Genomic DNA, 21922 nt, shown 5'->3' on the forward strand with positions numbered 1-21922 from the left:
CGCGAACTCACCCGATCGTGGTCGCTCGCGCTGCCGCGCGCCGTCATGCCGTCGCGATCCACCCGTCTCACCGGCACGTCACCTACGACGCAGCCAGGACGGGAGTGGTCAACCGTGTCCGCCGAGCATCCGGAAGCAGCCGCGCTGACGAGCCGCGATCGCGCCATCCTGCTCGCGGTCCGGGCCGGGCGAGCCGAACTGACCTGCAGCGCGGAACCCGACCTGTTCATCGACGGGTTGTGCTTCTGTGACCAGGGAGCAGCGCACCGGCTGGTGCACGACGGGTTGATCGTGGGCGCCGCGCAGGGAGCACCGGGTGCCCGGGTCCCCGCCACGTTGACAGCACGGGGAAGTGCCATCGCCTCGGGTGAGGCGGCGGGCACGTGGGCACGGCCAGGCAGCTCCCCGCCCCGTACCGGCCGGAGACGGGCCGCGAAGTGACCGGGCCGGAGCGGGACTGATCAACCGCCTCGCTCGCGCGGCATCGCCCGGCTGCGGGGACCTACCGGCGCTCAGCCCGCGCTCTTGACGGCTTTCTCGATCCGGTCGCCAATGTCGGAGTCGATGTTGCGCCAGTACTCGAAAGCCCGCTGCAGCACGGGCTCGGTGACCCCCTTGCTGAGGTGACCGGCGACATTGGACACCAGCCGTTCCCTGGCGGCGTCGTCCATCACCTCGCGCACGAGCGTGCCCGCCTGGACGAAGTCGTCATCGTCCCTGCGCGGGGTGTAGGCGGCGTGGATCATGTCACCGCTGGTGTACCACCCCGCGGGCTGTCCGGAGCGCGCCGTGTTCGCCTGCGGGCCACCCTTGGAGTTCGGCGCGTACACCGGATCGGAGACGTTGCGGACCCGCATCACGCCGTCCTTGCTGTAGCTGTGCACCGGAACCTTCGCCTCGTTGACCGGGATCTGTTTGTAGTTCACGCCGAGGCGAGCGCGGTGCGCGTCGGCATAGGAGAACAGCCTGGCGAGTAGCATCTTGTCCGGGCTCGGCCCGATTCCCGGGATGAGGTTATTCGGCTCGAACGCCGCCTGCTCGATCTCGGTGTGGTAGTCGGTCGGGTTTTCGTACAGTGTCATCCGGCCGACCTCGTGTAGCGGGTAGTCGCCGTGCGGCCACACCTTGGTGAGATCGAAGGGGTTGAACCGGTAGGTCTCCGCCTCGGCGAAGGGCATGATCTGCACGTACAGCGTCCAGCTCGGATAGTCACCGCGCTCGATCGCCTGGTACAGGTCGCGGGTGTGGTAATCGACGTCGGTACCGGCGAGCCGGTCGGCTTCCTCTTGGGTGAGGAAGTCGATGCCCTGGTCGGTCTTGAAGTGGTACTTCACCCAGAACTTCTCACCATCGGCGTTGACCCACATGTACGTGTGGCTGGAGTAGCCGTTCATGTGCCGCCATGTCCTCGGAATCCCCCTGTCGCCCATCAGCCAGGTGACCTGGTGCGCCGATTCCGGCGACAGCGTCCAGAAGTCCCACTGCATGTCGTGGTCGCGCAGATTGTTGTCGGCGCGGCGTTTCTGGGAGCGGATGAAGTGCTGGAACTTCATCGGATCCCGCACGAAGAAGATCGGTGTGTTGTTACCGACCATGTCGTAGTTCCCCTGTTCCGTGTAGAACTTCACCGCGAAGCCGCGCGGGTCGCGCCACGTGTCCGGGCTGCCGCGTTCGCCTGCCACCGAGGAGAACCGGATCAGCATGTCGGTTTCGGTCCTCGGCTGGAAGACACTCGCCTTGGTATAGGCGCTCACGTCCTGCGTGACGACGAACTTGCCGAACGCGCCGCCGCCCTTGGCGTGCGGTTGACGCTCGGTGATGCGCTCCCGGTTGAAGTTCGCCATCTGCTCGATCAGATAGTTGTCCTGGAGCAGGATCGGCCCGTCCGGTCCGACGGTGAGCGAGTGCTCATCGCTGACGACGGGAATGCCTGCGTCGGTGGTCGTCGGCTTCCGTCCCGTTCCTGTCATCGCCGTGCCTCCTCGTGGTGGGAAGTTCCGCTGATCGGTGACGTGTCCTCCGCCCCGGCGGCGGTGGGATTCGAGCAGTGGAAGCAGCGGCCCCAGAAGACCAGCTCGGCCTCGTCGATCTCGTATCCCTGGGTGTCGTCCGGGAAGATGCAGGGTGCGTTGCCGCGGATGCAGTCGACGTCGCTGATGCGACCGCAGCCCCGGCACACCAGGTGGTGGTGGTTGTCGCCGGTACGGCATTCGAAACGGGCCGGATGGCCTGCCGGCTCGATCCGGCGAACCAGCCCGGCGTCCGAACACGCGCTGAGCACGTCGTAGACCGCCTGGGTCGATACCGACCTGAGGTGATCCCGCACGCCGTTGCCGATTTCGTCGGCGGTGGCGTGTGGGTGCTCGGCAAGCCACTCCAGTATCGCCAGGCGGGGGCCGGTGACCCGTAGCCCCGCCTGGCGCAACCGGTACCGTTCCGATACGCCATCAAGGGGCATACCGTCAGTGCAGTACTTCCCCTGGAAACCGTCAAGCCAGCGCCCTCCTACCGGGTGAGGGTCGTCCGGGTGGTCCGCCGGTGTCGCTGCCGCGCTGCGATGCCACGATGAGTATTGATCATCTTGACCGGGTGACCCGTACCGAGGAGTACGAATGATCTTTATTACCGCGAAGTTCCGCGTGCTGCCCGACCATGCCGACCGTTGGCCGGAGATCGCCGGTGAGTTCACCCGCGCGACGCGGGAGGAACCGGGTTGCTTGTGGTTCGACTGGGCGCGCAGTGTCGAGGATCCCACGGAGTACGTGCTCGTCGAGGCGTTCCGGGACGAAGACGCGGGTGCGGCGCACGTGCAGTCCGAGCACTTCAAGCAGGCACAGCGGACATTGCCGCCCTACCTGGCCGAGACGCCGAGGGTCGTCAACACCACCGTGCCGCAGGACGACTGGTCGCTGCTCGGCGAGATGGCTGTGGATCGGTAGGTCACCCAGCGGGCCATCGCGGGCGCGTGCCTCCCGACACCCTCGCCCCGTCACGTCCCGCTACGGAGGCTTTCGTCTCGCGTTCGCCTCCGGTTCCCCGCTCCGGAACCATCCTTTGTGACCGTTGTTGATATGAGTCGATGTACCGAGTGGGCGGTGTCGGCGGTTGCCCGGCTGCCCGATGGAGGAGTGTCATGCGCAGGTCCGGATCGCTCGTGCTCGCCGTGGTGGTCACGGTGCTGATGTTGACGGCAGGGTTGGTCAGCGCGCCGCCCGAGGGACAGCCACGGTTCGAACCCGCCGCGACGCAGGTCGCAGGCAGCGGGCAGGCGGTGATCGCGCACAGGGGAGCATCCGGCTATCGTCCCGAGCACACGCTGGAGGCCTACGAGCTGGCCGCCAGGATGGGCGCCGACTACCTGGAGCCGGACCTGGTGGCCACCGCGGACGGTGTGCTTGTCGCGCGCCACGAGAACGAGATCGGCCAGACCACCGACGTCGCCGAACGCCCCGAGTTCGCTGACCGCGAGACCACCAAGATCGTCGAGGGCGAGAAGGTGACCGGCTGGTTCACCGAGGACTTCACGCTCGCCGAGCTCAAGACGCTGCGAGCCACGACGCGGCTGCCCGATCTGCGGGAGAACAACACGATCTATGACGGCCGCTACGAGGTGCCGACGTACCAGGAGATCATCGACCTGGCCGCGGAGCTGTCCCGTGAGCTGAACCGCCCGATCGGTACCTACCCGGAAACCAAGCACCCGAGCTACTTCGACTCGATCGGCCTGCCGCTGGAACCGGAGCTGGTCCGGGTGCTGGAACGCAACGGCCTCAACCGGCCCTCGGCTCCGGTGTACGTCCAGTCGTTCGAGGTCGGCAGCCTCAGGAAGCTGAGCGAGCACGTCCGCGTGCCGCTGGTGCAGCTGATCGCCGCCGAGGGAGCGCCGTACGACTTCATCGAATCGGGTGAGGCGCGCACCTACGACGATCTTGTTACCCCTGAGGGGCTCGAGGAGATCGCGGGCTACGCCGACGGTATCGGCCCCGCGAAGGACCGGGTGATCCCGCGTGATGCCGACGGCTACCTCGACCAACCGACATCCCTGGTGGCCGACGCGCACGCCGAGGGCCTCGTGGTGCACCCGTGGACGTTCCGCAACGAGAACGCCTTCCTCCCGGAGGGCTTGCGGACCTCGGACGACGACGCGCGCTACGGGCACGCCCTCGACGAGTACGAGGCCTTCCTCGACACCGGTATCGACGGGATGTTCACCGACCACCCGGACACGGCGGTCGCGGCACGCGACGAGGACCGGTAACGCCGGGATCGAGCCGAAGGGCCCCTCCGGTGCCTATCCGTGTACCCGAGGAGTCCTTCGGCTCGCCCCCACACGGCGTTCAGGCGCCGTCGTAGGCCTCGCGCAGCGTGGCGATATCGATCTTGACCATGCCCAGCATGGCCGTGGTGACCGCCTGCACCTTGTTCGGATCGTCGTCACCGAGCATCTCGTGCAGCACGCTCGGCACGACCTGCCACGACACCCCGTAGCGGTCTTTCAACCAGCCGCACTCGACCTCTTTCCCACCGTCGGTGAGCGCTTCCCAGAGCCGGTCGACCTCGGCCTGGTCCTCGCCGCCCACGTGGAAGGAGATCGCGTCGTTGAAGGTGTGATGCGGGCCGCCGTTCAGCGCCACGAACGACCGGCCGTCCAGCTCGAAGGTCACGGTCAGCACCGATCCCGCTGGCAGCATCCCGCCCTCGCCTGCGTAGGTGGTGTCGGTGATCCGGGAGTTGGCGAAGATGCCGGTGTAGAACTCCGCGGCTTCGACGGCTTCGCTGTCGAACCACAGGAAGGGGGTGATCTTGTCCATGACATGACCTCCGTGGCGTGATGGGTGGTTGCCGGTTCGTTGCGGTAGACCACCCGGCCACCAGAAGGTCATCGACGCGTCCGGCTCCCTTCCGTGGGGCGCCGAAGCCGGTCAGGTCGGGTCAGTTGCGTTGCGCGCTCGTCTGGCCGGAGGTCGTGAACTCGTCGTACTCGCGGTCGAACAGATGCGAGGCACACAGCAACGCGGAGATCACAGCTGCCGCGAGCCCGATACTCACCATCGTGATCCCGGCGAGCTGCCCGTGGCCGAGCGTGCCGTACGGCCCCGGTTCGCTGATGAACACCACCACAAGCCCTACGGCTGCGACCAGTAGGGCACTGATACCGGCGGTGATCCGATACACCTTCACGCTGTGTCTGCTCCCCTGCGTGTCGAACGACCCGGTGTGGCTCTCCATCACCCTGAGTGTCGCGATGATCTTGGTTGTGTTACGCACCGGCACACTGATCCCCTGTTCGGGTGACGCTGGCTGTGCGGCATCATGGGGAGTGTGAGGATCGCCGTGCTCTCGGATACCCACGCGCCACGGAAGTGGCGCGCGTGCCCGGAGCGGGTGGCCCCGTATCTGCGGCAGGCCGACCTGATCCTGCACGCGGGTGATGTGTGCACCGCCGATGTGCTCGATGAGCTGGCGGCTTACGCGCCGTTGCATGCCGTGCTCGGCAACAACGACGGCCGTGATGTGGCGCAGTGGGGTGCGCCGCACACGCTGGAGCTCGTCCTCGAAGGGTTGACCATCGGGATGATCCACGACAGCGGTGCTTCCCGCGGGCGGGCCGCGCGGCTGCGCCGCCGGTTCCCGAACGCCGACCTGGTCGTGTTCGGGCACTCGCACATCCCGATGGATCATGCCGAGGACGGCCTGCGGATCTTCAACCCGGGCTCACCGACCGACCGCAGGCGGCAACCGCACGGCACGATCGGCCTGCTCGACATCGCTGGCGGCGAGCTAGAGCAGTCCGGGATCGTGCCGGTGACCTGAGCCCCGCGCCGCGGGCGTCAGCGGTGCGGCGCTGCCGCCTCGGCAAGAGCGGCCTCGTCCTCGGCGCCGAACTGATCCTCGAGCCGTTCGGGAGTGTAATCCACGTCGATCTCGCTCAGGGGGCGGCCGACCGCCGAGGAGATCGCTCCGAGGCGCCTCGACGCATGGTCGGTGGCGTAGTTGACGAGCTCGTCCGGATCGATGTGGACGGCATCGGTGTCGATACGTTCCAGCGCCCACTGGATCTGTGTCAGCGCGTGAGGGGTCAACTCGGACATGACCTCCTCAACCAGCGTCCAGTTGCGCTCGTCCGCGGCCACATGGCGGCGGCAGGTGAACGTTCCCCACGCCATGTGCCTGCGCTCGTCGTCACCGATGAGCTTGATCAACTGCCGCATTCCCGGCAGGACACCGAGTTTCGTGCATACCGTGTTCCAGGCGTGGTAACCGGTCAACGCCAGCGTGCCTTCGATGAGGTGGTTGTACACCACGGACGCCCTTACTTGGTTCGCGGGGCTCGGGTCGGAGTGCAGTGCCCGCAGCGAGTCCGGCAGTACCTCGTAGAACAGCGTGCGGTAGCCGGGATTGTCCTCGACATAGGAGTGGAGATCCGAGGTCAGGCCGACGGCGTCCATCCACATCCGGAAGACCTGGACGTGCTTGGCTTCCTCGAAGCAGAACTGGGCCAGGTACATCTCGTCGGCGAGCCGCCCCTCGGCCGCCATCGCCGCCATGAACGGCTGGATGTCCTCGGTCACCGCCTCCTCGCCAGCGATGAACTGCGCGCAGAGCATGGTCGCCGCATGGCGCTGCGCATCGGACAGCTGCCGCCAGTGCTCGGCATCGGCGCTGAAATCCAGGTCCGCGGGATCCCAGAACTTCCGGTTTCCCTTGGTGAACAGGCGAAGCGGGAACGAGTCCCAGTTCATCCCGCCTTCGCGCAGCGAGCTGAATCCGGTCCGGCTCATCGGTATCCTCCTTGCACGTCCCGGCCGTCCCCCGCCAGCCCCCCGGCTTGATTTACATTAGTGGGTCTTATGTAAAATTATTAGATCGTAACGGTAAGTATGTCAACCTTCCCGTCGGGTTGTTGGCCCGAGCGCACGGGACGGCAGTCGCCGGAAGCCGGGCGAATCGCCGCGAGACGCTGCGCTCGGCCCTGAGGTGGCTTACTGTCAAGGACATGAGTGGGCAGCTTCCCGAGATCACCGAGGTGCCCGACGTCGTCGGACTCGATGCCGAGGAAGCGTGCGCGATCGTGCGCGCGGCAGGGTTGGTGCCGTACGGGCCAGAGTACGCTCCCGCCCCCACCAGCGGGACGGTGATCGGTCAGGCCCCCATCGCCACGGCAGGCGCCGAGCGTGGCGCGGCCGTGTTCCTGTGGGCGGGGCGCGGCGGGCACGCCGAAGAGGTCCCACCCTCGCCCAAGGACGCGAACAAGACACTCGAACCGGCCTGAACCGGCCCGGTGGCCATCTGTCCTTAATGGTCAGCCGGATCCACTATCGCGCAGCCGCGTGCGGAGTACCTTTCCCGTGGGGTTGCGCGGTAGTTCGTCGACCTCGACGAACTCGCGTGGCACCTTGTAACGCGCCAGGTTGTCCTTGACGTAGGCTGCCAGTTCCGCCGCCCCTGGCCACTGCCGGTGCGGCACCACGTATGCCACCAGCCGTTGACCGAACTCCTCGTCGTCGACGCCGATGACCGCGGCGTCGACGATCGCGGAGTGCCGGGTGAGCACGTCCTCCACCTCCTGCGGGTAGACGTTCTCCCCACCCGAAATGATCATGTCGTCGGTCCGGCCCTGCACGTGGAGCCTGCCCGCGGCGTCGAAGTACCCGACATCACCGGTGGTCATCAGCCCGTCGACCATCTCCTTGCCGCCCCCGCCCGCGTAGCCGGAGAACACCAGGGGGCCGCCCACGAAGATGGTTCCCGAACCGCCCTGCGGTACCGGCCTGCCTTCGGCATCGAGTACGCGGACCGGCGTGCCGATGCTCGGCGTGCCGACGGTGCCGGGCGCGGCGCGCAGCTCGGCGGGCGTGGCGATGGTGGCGATGCCGACCTCACTGGAGCCGTAGCCGTTGTAGAGCACCTCGCCGAAGGCGTCCATGAATCGGGTGGCCAGCGCGGGCGGCAGGGGAGCCGCGCCGGACAGTACGGTGTGCAGGCTGGTGCTGTCGTAACGCGCCATGGTCGCCTCGTCGAGGCCGAGGATGCGCTGCAGCATCGCGGGCACCGCGGCGATGCAGGCAACGCGGTGCGCCTGCGTGTCGGCCAGCACGGTCTCCGGGTCGAACCTGCGGCGGAGCACTACGGGTGAGCGCAGGAAGGCCGCCAGCGCCCAGAGCGCGATCCCGAAACCGTGAAACAGCGGAGGTCCGATGAGGACGGGATCGCCCGCGCGCAGCCTGCTGCGCTGTAGCAGGGTGGCCACCGGCCCGAGGGTGGCAAGGGGGTTCGGTTTCCGTGGTGCGCCCTTGGGCGCGCCGGTGGTTCCGGAGGTCAGTAGTGTGATCGGGCGGGACGACACCCGGCGTGCCGGGCGGTACCGGGGGTTCGACGCGACGAGCTCGTCGACGCTCGGCAGGTCGTTGTCCGCGCTGTCCTGCCAGGCGACGATCACGCCAACGCCGAGACCTTCCAGGCGAGGGAGGAACTCCTCGTCGGCCACGATCACGTCGGCGCGCATGCGCTCGCAGACCTGGGCGAGCTGCGGGGCCGAGAAGTCCGTGTTGAGGTAGAGCAACCCGGCGCCCAACCTGCCCGCGGCGAGCGTGGCGATGACGAACCCGCGATGATTGCGGCACATCACGCCGACGCTGCGTATTCGGGACTCCCCGAAGTGGCCCGCCATACCGGTCGCGAGACGGGCTCCCGCCTCGTCGATCCCGGCGTAATCGAGGCTTCCCCTGTCGTCGATGACGGCGGTGGTCTCCGGCCGGTGGGCGGCTGCGACCGCCACGAGGGTCGCGGGCGAGGTCCCGGCCTCGCGAAGCGCCCGCGCCATCCGGGGCAGCGCGGCCGGTCGGGCCTGACCTGCCAGTCCCGATCCCGCCAGCACCCGCGCGCCGTGCCAGAGCAGGGATGCGGTGTCGCGTGCCGCGTTCATGGCCGGATCTCCCTGGTGTCCTGTGTGGTCGTAGCCCCGTGACTGTCCCGGTACATGCCTGCGACGATGCGCTCCCATGGGTGACGCGCGGCGCTGAAGACCACCTCCGCTGCGTCCGCCCACCAGGGACTGATCTTGGCGGGCCTGCTGACGATCGCACGGCACACGATCCCGGCTGCCTCGTCGGCCGACAGGCCGGGGAGGTTGTCGAATATCGCCGTCGGGGCGCTCATCCGGGTGCGGATCAGTGCCATGTAGACCGAGGAAGCCGTGACGCCGTCGGCCGCGGCTTCGGCGGCCGTGCTGCGGAAGAACACGTCGAAGGCGCTCTTCGATGCCTGGTAGGCGGCCCAACGCGGGCCGGGTGGGATGCGGACGCCGATGGTGGAGATGTTCACCAGGTGCCCGCTACCGCGTTCGCGCATCGCGGGCAGCAGCGCGAGCATGAGCCGGACCGGGCCGAGGTAGTTCACCCCGATGGTGCGCTCGAAGTCGCCGAAGCGTCCGGTCGAGTCCGCGATCGAGCGCCTTATGGACTTTCCCGCGTTGTTCACCAGCACGTCGACCGGCCCGTGCCGGTCGATGATGTCGGCGGCGACGGGTTCCACGGCGGCCGGATCCGACAGGTCGACGGGGTAGGGATGGGCGAAGCCCCCTGCTTCGCGCACGGCGCGCGCGGTCTCTTCCAACGCGTGCTCGGTGCGCGCGAGCAGCACCACGGTGGCTCCCGCGGCGCCGAGCCTGCGCGCGGTCGCCGCGCCCAGACCGTACGAGGCACCGGTGACCAGGACCGTCTTGCCTGCGACCGCGGCGCGCAGCTCGGCTGCCGTGACGTCGGCATGCGGGTTCACCAGCCATGCCGCCGCCCGCGAGCGCGCCAGCCGGGCCACGGTGCGGTTCCTCGGGGCATGCGCGAGGGCGCGTGCGAGGCCGGCCATCGCCTCCTCCTTCGCCTCGTCCTGCGGGCGGTCCGGCACCCGAAGCAGTACCGATGCTATTTGAGTACCAGCGATATTTGGATAATGTCAATGTTAAAATTTCCGCTATGCCCCGCATGACCAGGTACGAGCAGCGCGCCCGCAACCGCGGGCTGCTGCTCGCTGCCGCGCGCGAGCGCTTCCTGCGGGACGGGTACCTGAATACCTCCATCGCCACGGTGGCAGCGGATGCCGGTTTCTCTACGGGGGTGGTCTACTCCAATTTCGGCAGCAAAGCCGAGCTGGCCTTGTTGGTGCTGCGCCGGATACAGGCCGAGCGGCTCGACGAGCTCGCGGTCCTGCTTGACGGCGACCGCCTGCTCGAAGCCAAACTCGACGCGCTGCGCGGGTGGGCCGAGCGCGCGATGAACTCGGGGTGGCCCCGATTCGAGCTCGAGTTCGCGCTGGAGGCCAGGGCCGACGCACGGCTGATCACGGCGGAGGCGCAGCGGCAGCGCTCGGCCGTCGAGCTCATCGCCGACGCGCTGGCCGCCCAAGTGCCGGGGGCGGATCCGGCAGGAGCCTGGTCACGCGCGATGGCCACGTCGGTGGTCGACGTGGCCATCGGGGTGGCCGTCCGGCGGTTGATCGATCCGGACACCACGGTCGACAGTCTCATCGAACTCGTGCGTGCCGCGCTGACCGAGCCTGGCACGGCTGTAACGCGCAGCCAACATCCTGGCTACGCGCCGGTGATTTCCATGGACTCACCCTCAAGGGGGAACTAGCATCTCCTGCCGTGAGCGTACGGCGGCGAGACTTCCTGGGAGTCATGACAGCGGCGGTCGCCGCGACAAGCCTGCCCGGTGTCGCGTCCGCGAACACCGGACGTGGCGGGCACGCGGCCGCCAGGTCGGCGGCCGCGCTCACCACACTGGCACGGACCCTCGGCCCCGGCAGCGTGGTCCGCCCCGGCAGGATCGCCGACTACCGCGAGATCACCACCCGGGACGGTGAGCCGCACCTGGTGCGCGCGGAGTTGGCCGATCCGCATCCGGGCAGGCACGGCAGGCGGCGGGGCTTGTTGTCCTTCGTCCACCTCACCGACCAGCACGTGATCGACGTGCAGTCGACGACACGGGTCGAGTTCCTCGACCGCTATGCCGACGGGGAGTGCGGAGAGGTGTTCCCGTTCTCCTCGGCTCACCGGCCACAGGAAGCGGCATGCGGGCGCATCGCCGAGGCCATGCTGCGCAGGGTCCGGGAGATCGGGGTCTCGCCGGTGACGGGCACACCGTTGCAGGCAGCGATTTGTACCGGGGACAACACCGACAACCAGCAGGGAAACGAGCTGGGGATCTTTCTCGACCTGATGGACGGGACCGACCTGACCGGGCGCAAGATCGCCGTGCAGTCCGGTGACGCCGACCGGTACGAGGGCGTGCAGGCCTCCGGCGATCGGGGTTACTGGCACCCCGACCCCGACGTGACCGCGGCGCCGGATCAGTACAAGGAGCTGTTCGGCTTTCCCGACGCGCCCGGCTGGCTGGAGAAAGCGGTCGCACCGTTCGCCGCAACAGGAGCGGGCATGCCGTGGTTCTCCTGTTACGGCAATCACGACGGGCTGGCACAAGGCAACTCGCCGGTGCTGCCGCCGTACCGGGTGGTCGCCGAGCGGGGGCTCAAGGTGGTCGGCACGCCGCTGCACGCGACCTGTAACAGCTTCACCGAACCGTCGGCCGCGCTGGACCAGCTCACCGTGCCGGGAGCGCCCGCGATGCGGGTCACCGCCGATGCGCAGCGGCAGTACGTGAGCAAGCTCGAGTGGATCCGGGCGCATCTGGAGTCCCCTGGCGCGCCGCGCGGGCACGGGTTCACCGAGGAGAACATCGCGAGCAACACCGCCTACTACGCGCGCAATGTGGGCGGGGTGCGCTGGATCGTGCTGGACACCGTCAACCCGGGCGGGCTGGCGACCGGGTCGATCGGCAGGCGGCAGCTCGCCTGGCTCGACGAGCGGCTCAGCGAAGCCGACCGGCAGGAGGTCATGGTGATGCTGTTCAGCCATCACGGGCCGCGCTCGCTGGATAACCCGGTGCAGACTCCCGATCCGTTCCTCGGCCCCGAGGGCAACGACCTGCCGCGTCACAATGCCGACGCGGTGCTCGATGTGGTCGCGGCGCATCCCAGCGTGATCGCTTGGGTCAACGGACACACGCACGACAACATCATCACCTCGCGTGAGGGCCCGTTCTGGGACATCGGTACCGCGGCGCACATCGACTGGCCTTCGCAAGCGCGGTTGATCGACGTGCTCGACAACCGCGACGGTACGGTCTCACTGTTCACCACGCTTGTCGACCACGCCGATGACGAGGTGGCCTCGTTTGCGCGCGAGTTGATGGCCAACGACCCCCAGAAGGGCTTCGACACCGGCATCGGCGCGGACATCGACCGCAACACCGAGCTGGTGCTGCCGCATCCTTTTCGCGCGGGCTAAGGATCCCCCGCCGCTGGCACGGCCTTGTCGCTCCACCGGGTGACGAACCGGGGGTGTGCGGCACTCGTCTCGAATCGATCCGTCTTCAGGACTACTCAACGAGCGCGCCACCACCCACAATGAGAGTGAGGTGGTGCAGATGGCCAGCCGTACCGACAGTCGCGCCCAGCACACCGGACACCCGTGGCACACGGGCAGGCAGCTCGCGCTGTGGTTGATTTGCCTGGTGTACCTTGCCCTGCTGCTCGCCGGCCTGTTCGCCGCTGACGGCACGCTCGGCGGGTGGAACCCGGACGCCACGGTAGGCGTGTTCACCGCGAGTGCGGGGCTGAACTTCTTATACGGGGGCGTGGTCGCCTTCGGTATCGCCGCCGCCGTCGCGCCACCGGTCGATGCCCAGTTCTACGGGTGGGTACTGTTCATCATCTTCACCGGGTTGACCGCCTACGGTGCCGCTTCGGTGATCACGCAGAACGAGGGCGACATCCTCAACATCGGCTGGGCCAACGTCGTGTTGTACGCGCTGACCGCCCTGGCAGGGTTCCTGCTCGGTGCAGGCGGTCTGCGAGGGTTGCGCAAGATACGTGCTTCGTACTCGCCGATGGAAGGCCTCGAGTAGCGGTCGGTTGAACAGCGGACCGTGACGCAGGGAGTGTGGTGGTGTGGCCCCGCTGGTCGGGGTGAGCCGGAACCGGCAACGACGCGAGACAGAGCATGGTGGGTTGTGACGGTGAGTGACAATCTCCGGGACGCCACGGTCGGCTCGCGCGACGACATCGAGCTGCGGGTCGGGGCGCGGCCGGAGCACCTGCCGTTGGTGCGGGCTGTGGCGACGAACATCGCGATGCGTGTCGATTTCGACCTGGACGCGATCTCGGATCTGGAGATGGCCCTCGACGAGGCGTGCGCGACGCTGACGGATCGCGCGACTCCGGGCGCGGAGCTGGTGTGCCGGTTCGCCGTCGGAGCCGACGAGATCGCCGTCGCCGTCACCGTGCCCACGGCCGATCCCGCCCCACCGGAAGCCTCGTCGGTGGGATGGCGGGTGCTGAACACGCTCGCGGACAGCGTCACCACCGTGGTGGAGCCGGGTGACCGGCACACCGCGGACGCTACGGGCGTCTCCGAGCATCTGATGCGTATCCAGCTATCCAAACGGAGGTCTCTGACAATGGGGTGAACGTTCCGGTGGTCACCACGAACCGGCACCACGCGCACGAATACGACCATCTCGCGCCGCTGTTCGACGAGCTTGTCGGGCTGGCCGCCGACGATCCCCGGCGTGCGGAGATCCGGAAGCGGCTGGTCACCGGCTACCTTCCGGTCGCCGAACACGTCGCGCAGCGGTTCTCCGGGCGGGGTAGCTCGCGGGAGGACCTCCAACAGGTCGCCACCGTCGGGTTGATCAATGCGATCGACCGGTTCGATCCGGCGAGGGGCGCGGACTTCCTTTCCTATGCCGTACCGACCGTGATGGGTGAGGTGCGCAGGTATTTCCGGGATAGCAGCTGGTCGCTGCGGGTGCCGAGGCGGTTGAAAGAGCTGCATCGTGACGTGGCAGAGGCGGGCAGCACGCTCGCCCAGCGGATCGGCAGGGCGCCCACCCCGACCGAGATCGCCCGTCACCTCGACCTCAGCAGGGAAGAGGTATGCCGGGCGTTGGATGTGGCACGCGCGAATCACCCGATCTCCCTCGACGAGCCGCCTTCCGGTGCGGATGGTGACAGGACGCTGGCCGAAGCGGTCGGTGACGAGGACGGCGGGATCGACAGTGTCGAACACCAGCAAGCCCTTCAGCCGTTGCTCCGGCAGTTGCCGGTGCGTGAGCGCCGCATCTTGGGGCTACGTTTCGTCGACAACCTGACGCAGACCCAGATCGCCGAGCGCGTCGGCCTGTCCCAGATGCACGTATCGCGGTTGCTCGGCCGGTCACTGGCATGGCTTCGGGAAGGCCTACGGGAGACGGAGCAGCGACCGCGCGGTGGGAATGGAGCCCAGTGACATGGTGGGTACGTGGGACGACGACGGCGGTGCGTTGCCCGCGCACACCGACATCGTGGTGATCGGCAGTGGCTTCTCCGGGCTCGGTACGGCTATCCGACTGAAGCGCGCGGGCTGGTCGGACTTCGTGGTGCTGGAACGCAACCCCGGCCTGGGCGGTACCTGGCACGACAACACCTACCCCAACTGCGGTTGTGATGTCCCATCCCATCTGTATTCGTTCTCGTTCGCGCCGAAACCGGACTGGAGCCGCACCTATTCCGGCCAGCCCGAGATCCGGCGGTACCTGGCGGCGTGTGCCGAGCGGTTCGGCATCGTCGACCACATCCGGTTCGGCTGCGAGGTGCACTCGGCGTCCTGGGATGACAGGCGCGGCGCGTGGCGCGTGGTCACCGGCAGCGGGACGGTGGTGGCGCGGGTACTGATCGCGGGAATGGGGCCGCTGAGCGAGCCACGGTACCCGTCTATACCCGGCCTGGACCGGTTCCGTGGCACCATCTTCCATTCCGCCCGCTGGAACCACGAGCACGACCTGCGCGGCGAGCAGGTGGCCTCGATCGGCACCGGTGCGTCCGCGATCCAGTACGTACCCGCGATCGCGCCAGAGGTCGATCAACTGTACGTCTTCCAGCGCACCGCGCCGTGGGTCGTGCCGCACACCGACCGCCGGATCAACGGGTTCGAGCAGCGAGTGTTCCGGAACATCCCGCTGCTGCAACGCCTCGTGAGAGCTGGGGTCTATATCGGGCGTGAAGCTCTCGTTCCCGGCTTCGTGAAGGAACCACGCCTGATGCACGCGCTCGAGTGGGTGGCTTCGCACCACATGCGCCGCCAGCTGCGCGACCCTGAGCTGCGCCGTAAGGCCACGCCCGACTACACGATCGGATGCAAGCGGATCCTGCCATCGAATGACTGGTACCCCACGCTGCAGCGCCCGAACGTGGAGTTGGTCACCGATCCGGTCGCCGAGATCCGGCCGCGCTCGATCGTGACCGGCGATGGCACGGAACGCGCGGTGGACACGATCATCTTCGGTACCGGTTTCCACGTCACCGACATGCCCGCGGCACGACGGCTGTACGGCAGGCACGGTATGCGCCTCGACGCGGCATTCCGTGGCGGGCCGCGCGCCTATCTCGGCACCACCGTTGCCGGTTTCCCGAACCTGTTCCTGCTGCTCGGCCCGAACACCGGGCTGGGACACAGCTCGATGGTGTACATGATCGAATCCCAGATCGACCATGTGCTGGCCGCGCTCGAAGCCATCCACCGGCGCGGTGCCCACACGATCGAGGTGCGTGGCCAGGTACAGGACACCTTCAACAGGTGGGTCGACGAGGCGATGGTGGCAACGGTGTGGCAGACCGGGTGCGCCAGCTGGTATCTGGATGCCACCGGCCGCAATCCCACGCTGTGGCCCGACTGGACGTGGCGCTACCGGCGCAGTGCCAGGCGCTTCGACCCTGCCGACTACGAACTGACCATCCGTTCGCCTGCCGCGTCACCGGTGGCAGCCGGTGACGCCGCCGAGTGACGGCCCCGCGAGCAGGCACGCCGCAGGGCCTCTCGCACGGTCGGGTAGTGCCGCAGCTGGCAGGCGGGTTCGGCGGCGCGCAGCGCCCTGTCCACCGAGCGTGCCCCGCCGACCAGGCAGAACGTGCCACCACGCGCCCGCATCCGCTGGTCGGCCTCCAGCGCGAGCCGCAGCGCCGCGACGCCGACGAACCGGGTGCGGGAGACGTCGAGTGCCACGAGATCGAGCGCGCACGACAGTCGAGGCGTGAGCATCTCCGCCAGCCGCGGGACGGTTTCCGCGTCGAGTACGCCGGTCGCGGTGATCACGGCGGCATCCGGTGTCGGGTGCTCCAGCGAAAGGTCGACCGTGTCGCCACGCATGCGATGCTCCTCCCTCGTCTCGGGTGAGCTGCACACTCCCGTCTGTACTACGGCAGGCCCGCCGGATCAACCGCCACCCCGACACCGCTCTCAGGCCGTACCCGGGGTGGCCGAGCCCGTGGCGGCAGGCCGATCCGCGCCGTAATCGGGCAGGTCGCCGTTGTCCCCGTCGTCGACGCCGTCCGGGCAGCCGGTAGCCAGCACCCCGATCGCCGCGGCCGTGATCGCCACCTTGGCGACCGACCGTGATCGCGGGCCCGCTACGTGCGTCCTGTTCCGTGTCGTGATCTCGGTGTCGGTCATGGTGCCGGGATTACCCGTAAGGCGGCGCCGGTAAACCGGTGGTCCTGGGAACGGCCGCGGGAGTGGTCGACCGGGGGTGATGTGCGGTACTCAGGAAGGTGAGGCCGTACTCGAGCCGGGTGTGCACCCGCCGGGCGGCGGGGCCGGAGCTAGGGGGTGGAGATGACCGCCACCGTCACGTTAGGGCGAATCGCGGGTATTCGCGTCGGTGTGCACTGGAGCGTGCTCGGTATCGTGGCGATCCTCGCGGGTCTCGGCATCGCGCGCTGGCCCGACGCGATTCCCGGCCAGCCAACCGCCGCGTATGTCGTCGCCGCGCTCGCCGGTGCCGCGCTGTTCCTGGCTTCGCTGCTGGCGCATGAGCTGGCTCATGCTCTCGTGGCACGCCGTCACGGGATCCCGGTCGATGGCATCACGCTGTGGTTGCTCGGTGGTGTGGCACGGCTTCGCGGCGAGGCGTCCACCCCTGCCGCGGAGTTTCGCATCGCGGCTGTCGGCCCGCTGGCCAGCGTGGTGGTCGCCGCGGTGTGTGGCGTGCTGGCGTGGGTCTCGGTGCTGGTCGCCCTTCCGCCGCTGGTGTTCGCGGTGCTGGCGTTCCTGTCACTGATCAACGTTGTGCTCGCGCTGTTCAACCTGGTACCGGCCGCCCCGTTGGACGGTGGCAGGATCCTGCGGTCGCTGTTGTGGGCGTGGCGTGGTGACCGGTACCGCGCCGCGGTGGCCAGCGCGCGGGCGGGTAAGGTCTTCGGGCTGGCGCTGATCGCGCTCGGCGGCGTGTGGCTGCTCGCGGCCGCGGGGGCCAACGGCATCTGGTGGATCCTGATCGGCCTGTTCATCGTGCTGGTGGCCAGCGTGGAGGAGCACCAGGCGCGGACGTTCGCGGCGCTGTCCGGGCTGCGGGTGCGGGATGCGATGACGCCGAACCCGGAGCGGGTCGACGGTGCGACCAGCTTGGCGGCCTTCGTCGACGACCTCGCGCCCACGCGGAAGCACTCGGCGTACCCGGTGGTGGACCCGACGGGAAGGCCACTCGGGTTGATGACACTCGATCGTGTAGGAAGTGTGCGCCGGGAACGCTGGCCCAGCACGCCGCTCGACGCGGTGGCTCATGCCATGACCGCGGTACCGACCGTCGGTCCCGACGATGAGCTGGCCGAGGTGCTGCCCCGGTTGCAGGATGGCCGCACGGATGGGCGAGGGCTGGTCGTCGAGGGCGGTGGTCTCGTCGGAATCATCACCCCGAGCGACATCAGCCGCATCGCTACCCTCCGTGGACTCAGCCGGTCGAAGTCAGCAGGGCTGTTCACCGGCCGAGGGGCTGGGTGGCCCTGAGGGCGGTTCGCCCCAGGCCACCGCCGACGTCGGGCGCTGCGGAGGTGGGTGCGATGACCGAAGTGTTGATCAGTACGCCGGATGCGCAGCTCGCCGGGGATCTGGTCGTGCCGGATGGCGCTGTGGGCGTCGTGGCCTTCGTGCACGGTTCGGGAAGTTCCCGGCACAGCCCCCGCAACACGGCGGTGGCGCGCGGTTTGCAGCAGCACGGACTGGCGACGCTGCTGTTCGACCTGCTGAGCGCCGAGGAGGAACGAGCTGACGCGCACACCGGGCACTACCGGTTCGACGTCGGGCTGCTCACTACCCGCCTGCGCACCGTCGTCGACCGGGTCGCCGAGTACGAGCACACCAGGGAGCTGCCGGTCGGCCTGTTCGGCGCGAGTACCGGTGCGGCCGTCGCGCTCCGGGTCGCCGCGGAACGTCCCGAGCTGATCGCTGCTGTGGTCTCGCGCGGCGGCAGGCCGGACCTCGCGGGCAGGCCCGCGCGACGGGTGCGAGCGCCTACGCTGCTGATCGTCGGCGGCAGGGATGAGCACGTCCTGGAGCTCAACCGCACGGTGCTGGCGGATCTCACTGGTGTGAGTGAGCTGCATGTGGTGCCGGGAGCGACCCATCTGTTCCCCGAGCCGGGCGCGCTCGACGAGGTCACCGAGCGGGCGGCAGCCTGGTTTTGCACCCACCTGACCGGATGAATGCGGCTGTGCACCGGGCTACCGGTCGCCAGGATCGAGGCGAACGTCCGCGTTCCCTGCCGGGGCGTCGACCTCGTAGGTGAGCTCGTTGGCCTGCGCGAGGCCACGGTCAACGACCTGTGACTCCTGCTCGTTCAGCCGGGAGCGCAGCTCCGGCCCCGCCGCGCGCACCAGGACGATCAGCCGCTTGGCGATGCCGCGCGCCTGGGTGAGCCGGATGCGTTCGGCCTCCAGCGTCCGCAGCGACTCGGTGATGAGCTTGCGGTAGCGGTGGTTCAGCTCGGCGTGCTCGTCGAGCAGCCGCAGGAGCTGAGCCATCGGCGCGACGTTCGCCGTGGCCACCTGTTCCGGGTGCTGATCGGTCACTCAACGAGCATACGAGCTACACACAGGTGGACGGCACGTTGTCGGGGCCTGGCGGGCGTACGGATACTGGGTGGTGCAGGGTGATCAGGTGCGATCGCCGGTGTTCGCCAATGAGCCGGATGATCCCGTATAGCCTCGCTGCGCGGGGCTGCTACGCGCGTGGAAAGGTGCGGACAGGTGAAGGTCAGCGTCGATCCCGATATCTGCGATGCCCGCGGTCAGTGCAACATTGTGGACAGCGAGCTGTTCACCCTCGACGAGGACGGGTTCAGCGACATCGGGCAGGGAAAGCCGGTGCCTGCGGGCAAGGAAGCCGCCGCCGAGCAGGGCGTGGAGATCTGCCCGGTGCAGGCGCTGAGCCTCGAGGAGTGATGAGTGAGCACACCCCAGCCACCGCGATTTGATCCGTACCGGCCACCGGAGGCCGCCGCGCGTGCGGGCGGGCCGCTGCTCGCTCCCGCCGACGAGCCCGAGCCGCGTGGGCGGCGTGCCGGGTGGACGATGCTTGCGGTCTTCCTCGGCGCGGAGGTCGTTTTCGTTCTGGCCTCGGTGCTGGTGGTGCTGCCGTTCGCGGTGGCGGGGTTCGGTATCGACGACGACGGGCGGCTGCCGGGTACTGCTCTGGTGGTCGCCGTGACGGTACCGGTGGTGCTGGCGGCACTGGTCGTGCTGGCTGGTGTCGCGCTGTTCGGAGGCGGCGACCGGCTCCGGAGGGTGCGCCGCGAGCTGGCGTGGCACGGCAACTGGCGGCATGTGGGGATCGGGGCCGCGATCGGCGGCGCGGGTCTGGCGCTGACCATGCCAGCCGCGCTGCTGTGGGCCCACATCGTCGGCCTCGACGAGGCCAGTTCGGCGCTCGGTGAGGTCTTCGCCGACCGCACGCTCGGATGGTCCGCCGCGATCGCGGTCTTCCTGGCGGTGTGGCTGGTCGCGCCGCTGTGCGAGGAGATCATGTTCCGCGGTGCGTTGTGGCGCTCGTTGCAGCACTGGGGCTGGAACCGGTGGGTCATCCTGGTGGTGACCACCGTGGCGTTCTCGATCGCGCATTTCGAGTTGCTGCGCAGCCCGTTGCTGCTGGTGATCGCCATACCGATCGGGCTGGCCCGGTTGTTCACCGGCAACCTGGTCGCGGCCGTCGTGGCGCACCAGGTGAACAACCTCTTCCCGGCGGTGAGCCTGCTGCTGACCACCACCGGCGTGGTGGCGGTTTAGGGATGCCGGGTTGTCCAGCGGTTCTCGACGGGGCGGACGCCGGACAGCGGGTGTGCGCGGCCGCTGTGTGGGCGGCCCGCGGGAGAAGCACGGGTGCCCCCGCCCGATGTTGGGCAGGGGCACCGCGGATGGCGGTGTCTACCGCTCGCGCAGCTGTGCGGTGAACGCGCGCCACGCGCTGAACGGCACCTCCAGGGTGCCGCCCTGGCGGTCCTTGGTGTCACGCACACGGGCGCGAGACGGGTCGAGCGCGAGCTCGACGCATGCAGTTTCTCGGGCGCTGTAGCTGGACTTGCACCACATGTCGGTATCAGCGTGTGGGGTCACCGTGTCGTCTCCAATTCTCGAACAGTGGACGCGATGAGCTCGGCCGACTCCTCGGGGCTCATCGCTACCTCACTTCGGAGGATATCCGCTGCCTTACGGTACTCCTCGACGTCGTGGTCGTTGTACACGAAGGCGCTGCTCGCCCAGTGCTCCACATGCACGATGGCGGGGGAGCGCTCGAACTCGTAGAGGATGAACGGCCCGGCGAGACCCGGGTGCATGCCGGATCCCATGGGCACAACCTGCACGGTGACGTTGCGCGGCACGTCAAGCAGGTTGGACAGCTGGTGCACCATCACCTCGCGGCCACCGATGACCTGCCGTAACGCGGGCTCGCCGATGATCGCGTGAAACTGTACGGGATCGCGCCGGGTGAGCACGTCGCGCCGCGCCAGGCGCAGCGTGAGCAAACCCTGATCAGGTCCGATGACCTCCCGCGCGTACTCGGTGGTCTGGAGCAGGCCAGGAACCATCCACGGGACCCACTCGGTCATGGTGGTTGCGGTGCGCTCGCACTCCATGACGCCCTCGAGCTGCTGTGAGGCGCCCGGAATGCCGACAGTGAGCCAGTCGGTCTTGCTGGCATCGCGAGAGAGTTCGAGGATCCGCTCGCGTTCGTCGCCGGACACACCCACCGCGGCAAGGTAGCCGCCCACGTCCTCCGGTCGCGGAACGCGTCGACCGGTCTCCCAGTAGCTGATCGTCGAGTGTTGGATGTTGAGCCGACGAGCGACCTCGCGCACGCTGAGCTTGGAACTCTCGCGTGACTGCCGCAGTGCCGCCGCTAACGCTCGTGCCCTCGGGGTTCCTGTGGTCGCGGTCATGAACCATAGCGTACATTCCGTAGTCAAGTGACTACCACACGAACGGGGGGTTGTGGTGCTGTTCCGCGAACACAGAGTCTGATCGCAACCAATGGTCAGTGACCATATGGTGACGTCGAAACCACCGTACCGGATAGCGAGTGATCATGATCTGGTTTGCGCTTTCCATGCTGGGAATCTTTGCCCTGCCGCTTTTGGCGCTGCTGCCGTGGGAGCGTCTTTCGGGCAGTGTGATGCGGCGGAGATGGCAGCACGATCCGTACGATCCTCGGCCGCGCATGGTGCGTTGCGGTGACGGCTACGAGCTGGATCGGGGGTTGTGATGGTGGCGCTACCGACCTACGGGTGGATGCCGCAGATCCCCGAGGACATCCGGCGCCTGCCCGCGCACTGGGTCGCCCCGGGCACGCCGAAGGAGCGGCTACCCCAAGGCCGAGGCTATCCGTCCGCGTGTGGCCAGGCCTATTGCCTGCCGATCTACGGGTGGGACCGCCTGTCCCGCATCTACGCGCACCAGGCCTGCGCCGACTGCGCCGCCCTGGCACCGTACCCGCCCCGCACCCCCCTCCGCCACGAACCCGGGAGCCTGCCATGAGCTGGTGGCACCGCGCCGACGGCACCAT

The 21922-nt window shown here is 68.3% G+C and carries 29 protein-coding genes; 17 read left to right on the plus strand and 12 right to left on the minus strand.

Annotation, left to right across the window (positions count from 1 at the left end):
• The first annotated feature begins 114 nt into the window (after nt 1-114).
• On the plus strand, nt 115-441 hold the full coding sequence (locus tag F8178_RS19590; RefSeq protein WP_317496324.1) for a hypothetical protein: 327 nt from the start codon (nt 115-117) through the stop codon (nt 439-441).
• Nucleotides 442-512: 71 nt separating this feature from the next.
• On the opposite strand, the gene F8178_RS19595 is transcribed toward F8178_RS19590, so the two are convergent.
• Both F8178_RS19595 and F8178_RS19600 read right to left on the minus strand, forming a co-directional pair.
• Entirely contained in the window at nt 513-1970 is a 1458-nt protein-coding gene (locus F8178_RS19595) for a catalase (RefSeq protein WP_317496325.1), read from the minus strand.
• Complete coding sequence (locus F8178_RS19600; protein WP_317496326.1) at nt 1967-2458, minus strand: Fur family transcriptional regulator; 492 nt, start codon at nt 2456-2458, stop codon at nt 1967-1969. The genes F8178_RS19595 and F8178_RS19600 overlap by 4 nt, the downstream gene beginning before the upstream one ends.
• Before the next feature lie 154 nt (nt 2459-2612).
• Here F8178_RS19600 and F8178_RS19605 point away from each other — a divergent pair, with 154 nt between their 5' ends.
• Entirely contained in the window at nt 2613-2939 is a 327-nt protein-coding gene (locus F8178_RS19605; protein WP_317496327.1) for a putative quinol monooxygenase, read from the plus strand.
• 194 nt (nt 2940-3133) lie between these two features.
• Nucleotides 3134-4258, plus strand: a complete 1125-nt coding sequence (locus F8178_RS19610) for a glycerophosphodiester phosphodiesterase (protein WP_317496328.1) — start codon at nt 3134-3136, stop codon at nt 4256-4258.
• A gap of 79 nt (nt 4259-4337) precedes the next feature.
• On the opposite strand, the gene F8178_RS19615 is transcribed toward F8178_RS19610, so the two are convergent.
• The gene (locus F8178_RS19615; RefSeq protein WP_317496329.1) at nt 4338-4811 is read right to left on the minus strand and encodes a VOC family protein; all 474 of its coding nucleotides are present in this window, start codon (nt 4809-4811) and stop codon (nt 4338-4340) included.
• 121 nt (nt 4812-4932) lie between these two features.
• The gene (locus F8178_RS19620) at nt 4933-5268 is read right to left on the minus strand and encodes a hypothetical protein (RefSeq protein ID WP_317496330.1); all 336 of its coding nucleotides are present in this window, start codon (nt 5266-5268) and stop codon (nt 4933-4935) included.
• Between the two features lie 54 nt (nt 5269-5322).
• Between F8178_RS19620 and F8178_RS19625 the strand changes: the two genes are divergently transcribed.
• Nucleotides 5323-5814: a metallophosphoesterase family protein gene (locus tag F8178_RS19625; protein WP_317496331.1), complete on the plus strand. Its 492-nt coding sequence runs from the start codon at nt 5323-5325 to the stop codon at nt 5812-5814.
• A gap of 17 nt (nt 5815-5831) precedes the next feature.
• On the opposite strand, the gene F8178_RS19630 is transcribed toward F8178_RS19625, so the two are convergent.
• A complete protein-coding gene (locus tag F8178_RS19630) occupies nt 5832-6782 on the minus strand; it encodes a R2-like ligand-binding oxidase (RefSeq protein WP_317496332.1) in 951 nt (316 codons plus the stop codon).
• A gap of 215 nt (nt 6783-6997) precedes the next feature.
• On the opposite strand from F8178_RS19630, the gene F8178_RS19635 reads away from it, so the two are divergent.
• Nucleotides 6998-7273 (plus strand): PASTA domain-containing protein, encoded by a 276-nt coding sequence (locus tag F8178_RS19635; protein ID WP_317496333.1) that lies wholly within the window; start codon nt 6998-7000, stop codon nt 7271-7273.
• A 30-nt stretch (nt 7274-7303) separates the two neighbouring features.
• On the opposite strand, the gene F8178_RS19640 is transcribed toward F8178_RS19635, so the two are convergent.
• Nucleotides 7304-8926, minus strand: coding sequence for an AMP-binding protein (locus F8178_RS19640; protein ID WP_317496334.1), 1623 nt, complete (start codon nt 8924-8926; stop codon nt 7304-7306).
• Nucleotides 8923-9864 (minus strand): SDR family NAD(P)-dependent oxidoreductase, encoded by a 942-nt coding sequence (locus tag F8178_RS19645; RefSeq protein WP_317496335.1) that lies wholly within the window; start codon nt 9862-9864, stop codon nt 8923-8925. The genes F8178_RS19640 and F8178_RS19645 overlap by 4 nt, the downstream gene beginning before the upstream one ends.
• 107 nt (nt 9865-9971) lie before the next feature.
• Between F8178_RS19645 and F8178_RS19650 the strand changes: the two genes are divergently transcribed.
• The 6 genes from F8178_RS19650 (at nt 9972) to F8178_RS19675 (ending at nt 15878) form a co-directional block, all read left to right on the plus strand.
• Entirely contained in the window at nt 9972-10631 is a 660-nt protein-coding gene (locus F8178_RS19650) for a helix-turn-helix domain-containing protein (protein ID WP_317496336.1), read from the plus strand.
• Between the two features lie 11 nt (nt 10632-10642).
• Nucleotides 10643-12343: a TIGR03767 family metallophosphoesterase gene (locus tag F8178_RS19655; protein WP_317496337.1), complete on the plus strand. Its 1701-nt coding sequence runs from the start codon at nt 10643-10645 to the stop codon at nt 12341-12343.
• A gap of 139 nt (nt 12344-12482) precedes the next feature.
• The gene (locus F8178_RS19660) at nt 12483-12962 is read left to right on the plus strand and encodes a DUF4383 domain-containing protein (protein WP_317496338.1); all 480 of its coding nucleotides are present in this window, start codon (nt 12483-12485) and stop codon (nt 12960-12962) included.
• 111 nt (nt 12963-13073) lie between these two features.
• Entirely contained in the window at nt 13074-13523 is a 450-nt protein-coding gene (locus tag F8178_RS19665; protein ID WP_317496339.1) for an ATP-binding protein, read from the plus strand.
• Nucleotides 13524-13531: 8 nt separating this feature from the next.
• Nucleotides 13532-14344 (plus strand): SigB/SigF/SigG family RNA polymerase sigma factor, encoded by an 813-nt coding sequence (locus tag F8178_RS19670; RefSeq protein WP_317496340.1) that lies wholly within the window; start codon nt 13532-13534, stop codon nt 14342-14344.
• A gap of 1 nt (nt 14345) precedes the next feature.
• Nucleotides 14346-15878: an NAD(P)/FAD-dependent oxidoreductase gene (locus tag F8178_RS19675; RefSeq protein ID WP_317496341.1), complete on the plus strand. Its 1533-nt coding sequence runs from the start codon at nt 14346-14348 to the stop codon at nt 15876-15878.
• Here the strand turns inward: F8178_RS19675 and F8178_RS19680 are convergent.
• Nucleotides 15815-16240, minus strand: coding sequence for an STAS domain-containing protein (locus tag F8178_RS19680; protein WP_317496342.1), 426 nt, complete (start codon nt 16238-16240; stop codon nt 15815-15817). The two genes, F8178_RS19675 and F8178_RS19680, sit on opposite strands and share 64 nt — an antisense overlap.
• Before the next feature lie 90 nt (nt 16241-16330).
• Nucleotides 16331-16543: a hypothetical protein gene (locus tag F8178_RS19685; RefSeq protein WP_317496343.1), complete on the minus strand. Its 213-nt coding sequence runs from the start codon at nt 16541-16543 to the stop codon at nt 16331-16333.
• Nucleotides 16544-16705: 162 nt separating this feature from the next.
• On the opposite strand from F8178_RS19685, the gene F8178_RS19690 reads away from it, so the two are divergent.
• Nucleotides 16706-17875: a site-2 protease family protein gene (locus F8178_RS19690; protein ID WP_317496344.1), complete on the plus strand. Its 1170-nt coding sequence runs from the start codon at nt 16706-16708 to the stop codon at nt 17873-17875.
• Between the two features lie 53 nt (nt 17876-17928).
• A complete protein-coding gene (locus F8178_RS19695) occupies nt 17929-18570 on the plus strand; it encodes an alpha/beta fold hydrolase (RefSeq protein WP_317496345.1) in 642 nt (213 codons plus the stop codon).
• Between the two features lie 18 nt (nt 18571-18588).
• On the opposite strand, the gene F8178_RS19700 is transcribed toward F8178_RS19695, so the two are convergent.
• Nucleotides 18589-18936 carry a hypothetical protein gene (locus F8178_RS19700; RefSeq protein WP_317496346.1) on the minus strand — a complete coding sequence of 116 codons (348 nt, stop codon included), beginning with the start codon at nt 18934-18936 and terminating at the stop codon, nt 18589-18591.
• A gap of 177 nt (nt 18937-19113) precedes the next feature.
• On the opposite strand from F8178_RS19700, the gene F8178_RS19705 reads away from it, so the two are divergent.
• Nucleotides 19114-19308, plus strand: a complete 195-nt coding sequence (locus F8178_RS19705) for a ferredoxin (protein ID WP_317496347.1) — start codon at nt 19114-19116, stop codon at nt 19306-19308.
• A 3-nt stretch (nt 19309-19311) separates the two neighbouring features.
• Entirely contained in the window at nt 19312-20148 is an 837-nt protein-coding gene (locus tag F8178_RS19710; RefSeq protein ID WP_317496348.1) for a CPBP family intramembrane glutamic endopeptidase, read from the plus strand.
• 138 nt (nt 20149-20286) lie between these two features.
• On the opposite strand, the gene F8178_RS19715 is transcribed toward F8178_RS19710, so the two are convergent.
• Together F8178_RS19715 and F8178_RS19720 are read right to left on the minus strand one after the other, a co-directional pair.
• Nucleotides 20287-20475 (minus strand): DUF397 domain-containing protein, encoded by a 189-nt coding sequence (locus F8178_RS19715; RefSeq protein ID WP_396345851.1) that lies wholly within the window; start codon nt 20473-20475, stop codon nt 20287-20289.
• Nucleotides 20472-21299 carry a helix-turn-helix transcriptional regulator gene (locus F8178_RS19720; RefSeq protein ID WP_317496349.1) on the minus strand — a complete coding sequence of 276 codons (828 nt, stop codon included), beginning with the start codon at nt 21297-21299 and terminating at the stop codon, nt 20472-20474. Before F8178_RS19720 ends, F8178_RS19715 begins: the two co-directional genes overlap by 4 nt.
• Before the next feature lie 146 nt (nt 21300-21445).
• Between F8178_RS19720 and F8178_RS19725 the strand changes: the two genes are divergently transcribed.
• Complete coding sequence (locus tag F8178_RS19725; RefSeq protein WP_317496350.1) at nt 21446-21622, plus strand: hypothetical protein; 177 nt, start codon at nt 21446-21448, stop codon at nt 21620-21622.
• Nucleotides 21622-21894 carry a hypothetical protein gene (locus F8178_RS19730; RefSeq protein WP_317496351.1) on the plus strand — a complete coding sequence of 91 codons (273 nt, stop codon included), beginning with the start codon at nt 21622-21624 and terminating at the stop codon, nt 21892-21894. The genes F8178_RS19725 and F8178_RS19730 overlap by 1 nt, the downstream gene beginning before the upstream one ends.
• Nucleotides 21895-21922: the final 28 nt, after the last annotated feature.

The organism is Haloechinothrix sp. LS1_15, from assembly GCF_033042135.1.
GTDB lineage: Bacteria > Actinomycetota > Actinomycetes > Mycobacteriales > Pseudonocardiaceae > Haloechinothrix.

Excerpts from the sequence above, each read along its gene's own strand:
- F8178_RS19595 (WP_317496325.1), bottom strand. The coding sequence starts at position 1,970 with ATGACAGGAACGGGACGGAAGCCGACGACCACCGACGCAGGCATTCCC.
- F8178_RS19600 (WP_317496326.1), bottom strand. The coding sequence starts at position 2,458 with ATGCCCCTTGATGGCGTATCGGAACGGTACCGGTTGCGCCAGGCGGGG.
- F8178_RS19605 (WP_317496327.1), top strand. The coding sequence starts at position 2,613 with ATGATCTTTATTACCGCGAAGTTCCGCGTGCTGCCCGACCATGCCGAC.
- F8178_RS19610 (WP_317496328.1), top strand. The coding sequence starts at position 3,134 with ATGCGCAGGTCCGGATCGCTCGTGCTCGCCGTGGTGGTCACGGTGCTG.
- F8178_RS19615 (WP_317496329.1), bottom strand. The coding sequence starts at position 4,811 with ATGGACAAGATCACCCCCTTCCTGTGGTTCGACAGCGAAGCCGTCGAA.
- F8178_RS19630 (WP_317496332.1), bottom strand. The coding sequence starts at position 6,782 with ATGAGCCGGACCGGATTCAGCTCGCTGCGCGAAGGCGGGATGAACTGG.
- F8178_RS19635 (WP_317496333.1), top strand. The coding sequence starts at position 6,998 with ATGAGTGGGCAGCTTCCCGAGATCACCGAGGTGCCCGACGTCGTCGGA.
- F8178_RS19640 (WP_317496334.1), bottom strand. The coding sequence starts at position 8,926 with ATGAACGCGGCACGCGACACCGCATCCCTGCTCTGGCACGGCGCGCGG.
- F8178_RS19645 (WP_317496335.1), bottom strand. The coding sequence starts at position 9,864 with ATGGCCGGCCTCGCACGCGCCCTCGCGCATGCCCCGAGGAACCGCACC.
- F8178_RS19650 (WP_317496336.1), top strand. The coding sequence starts at position 9,972 with ATGCCCCGCATGACCAGGTACGAGCAGCGCGCCCGCAACCGCGGGCTG.
- F8178_RS19660 (WP_317496338.1), top strand. The coding sequence starts at position 12,483 with ATGGCCAGCCGTACCGACAGTCGCGCCCAGCACACCGGACACCCGTGG.
- F8178_RS19675 (WP_317496341.1), top strand. The coding sequence starts at position 14,346 with ATGGTGGGTACGTGGGACGACGACGGCGGTGCGTTGCCCGCGCACACC.
- F8178_RS19680 (WP_317496342.1), bottom strand. The coding sequence starts at position 16,240 with ATGCGTGGCGACACGGTCGACCTTTCGCTGGAGCACCCGACACCGGAT.
- F8178_RS19685 (WP_317496343.1), bottom strand. The coding sequence starts at position 16,543 with ATGACCGACACCGAGATCACGACACGGAACAGGACGCACGTAGCGGGC.
- F8178_RS19690 (WP_317496344.1), top strand. The coding sequence starts at position 16,706 with ATGACCGCCACCGTCACGTTAGGGCGAATCGCGGGTATTCGCGTCGGT.
- F8178_RS19695 (WP_317496345.1), top strand. The coding sequence starts at position 17,929 with ATGACCGAAGTGTTGATCAGTACGCCGGATGCGCAGCTCGCCGGGGAT.
- F8178_RS19720 (WP_317496349.1), bottom strand. The coding sequence starts at position 21,299 with ATGACCGCGACCACAGGAACCCCGAGGGCACGAGCGTTAGCGGCGGCA.
- F8178_RS19725 (WP_317496350.1), top strand. The coding sequence starts at position 21,446 with ATGATCTGGTTTGCGCTTTCCATGCTGGGAATCTTTGCCCTGCCGCTT.
- F8178_RS19730 (WP_317496351.1), top strand. The coding sequence starts at position 21,622 with ATGGTGGCGCTACCGACCTACGGGTGGATGCCGCAGATCCCCGAGGAC.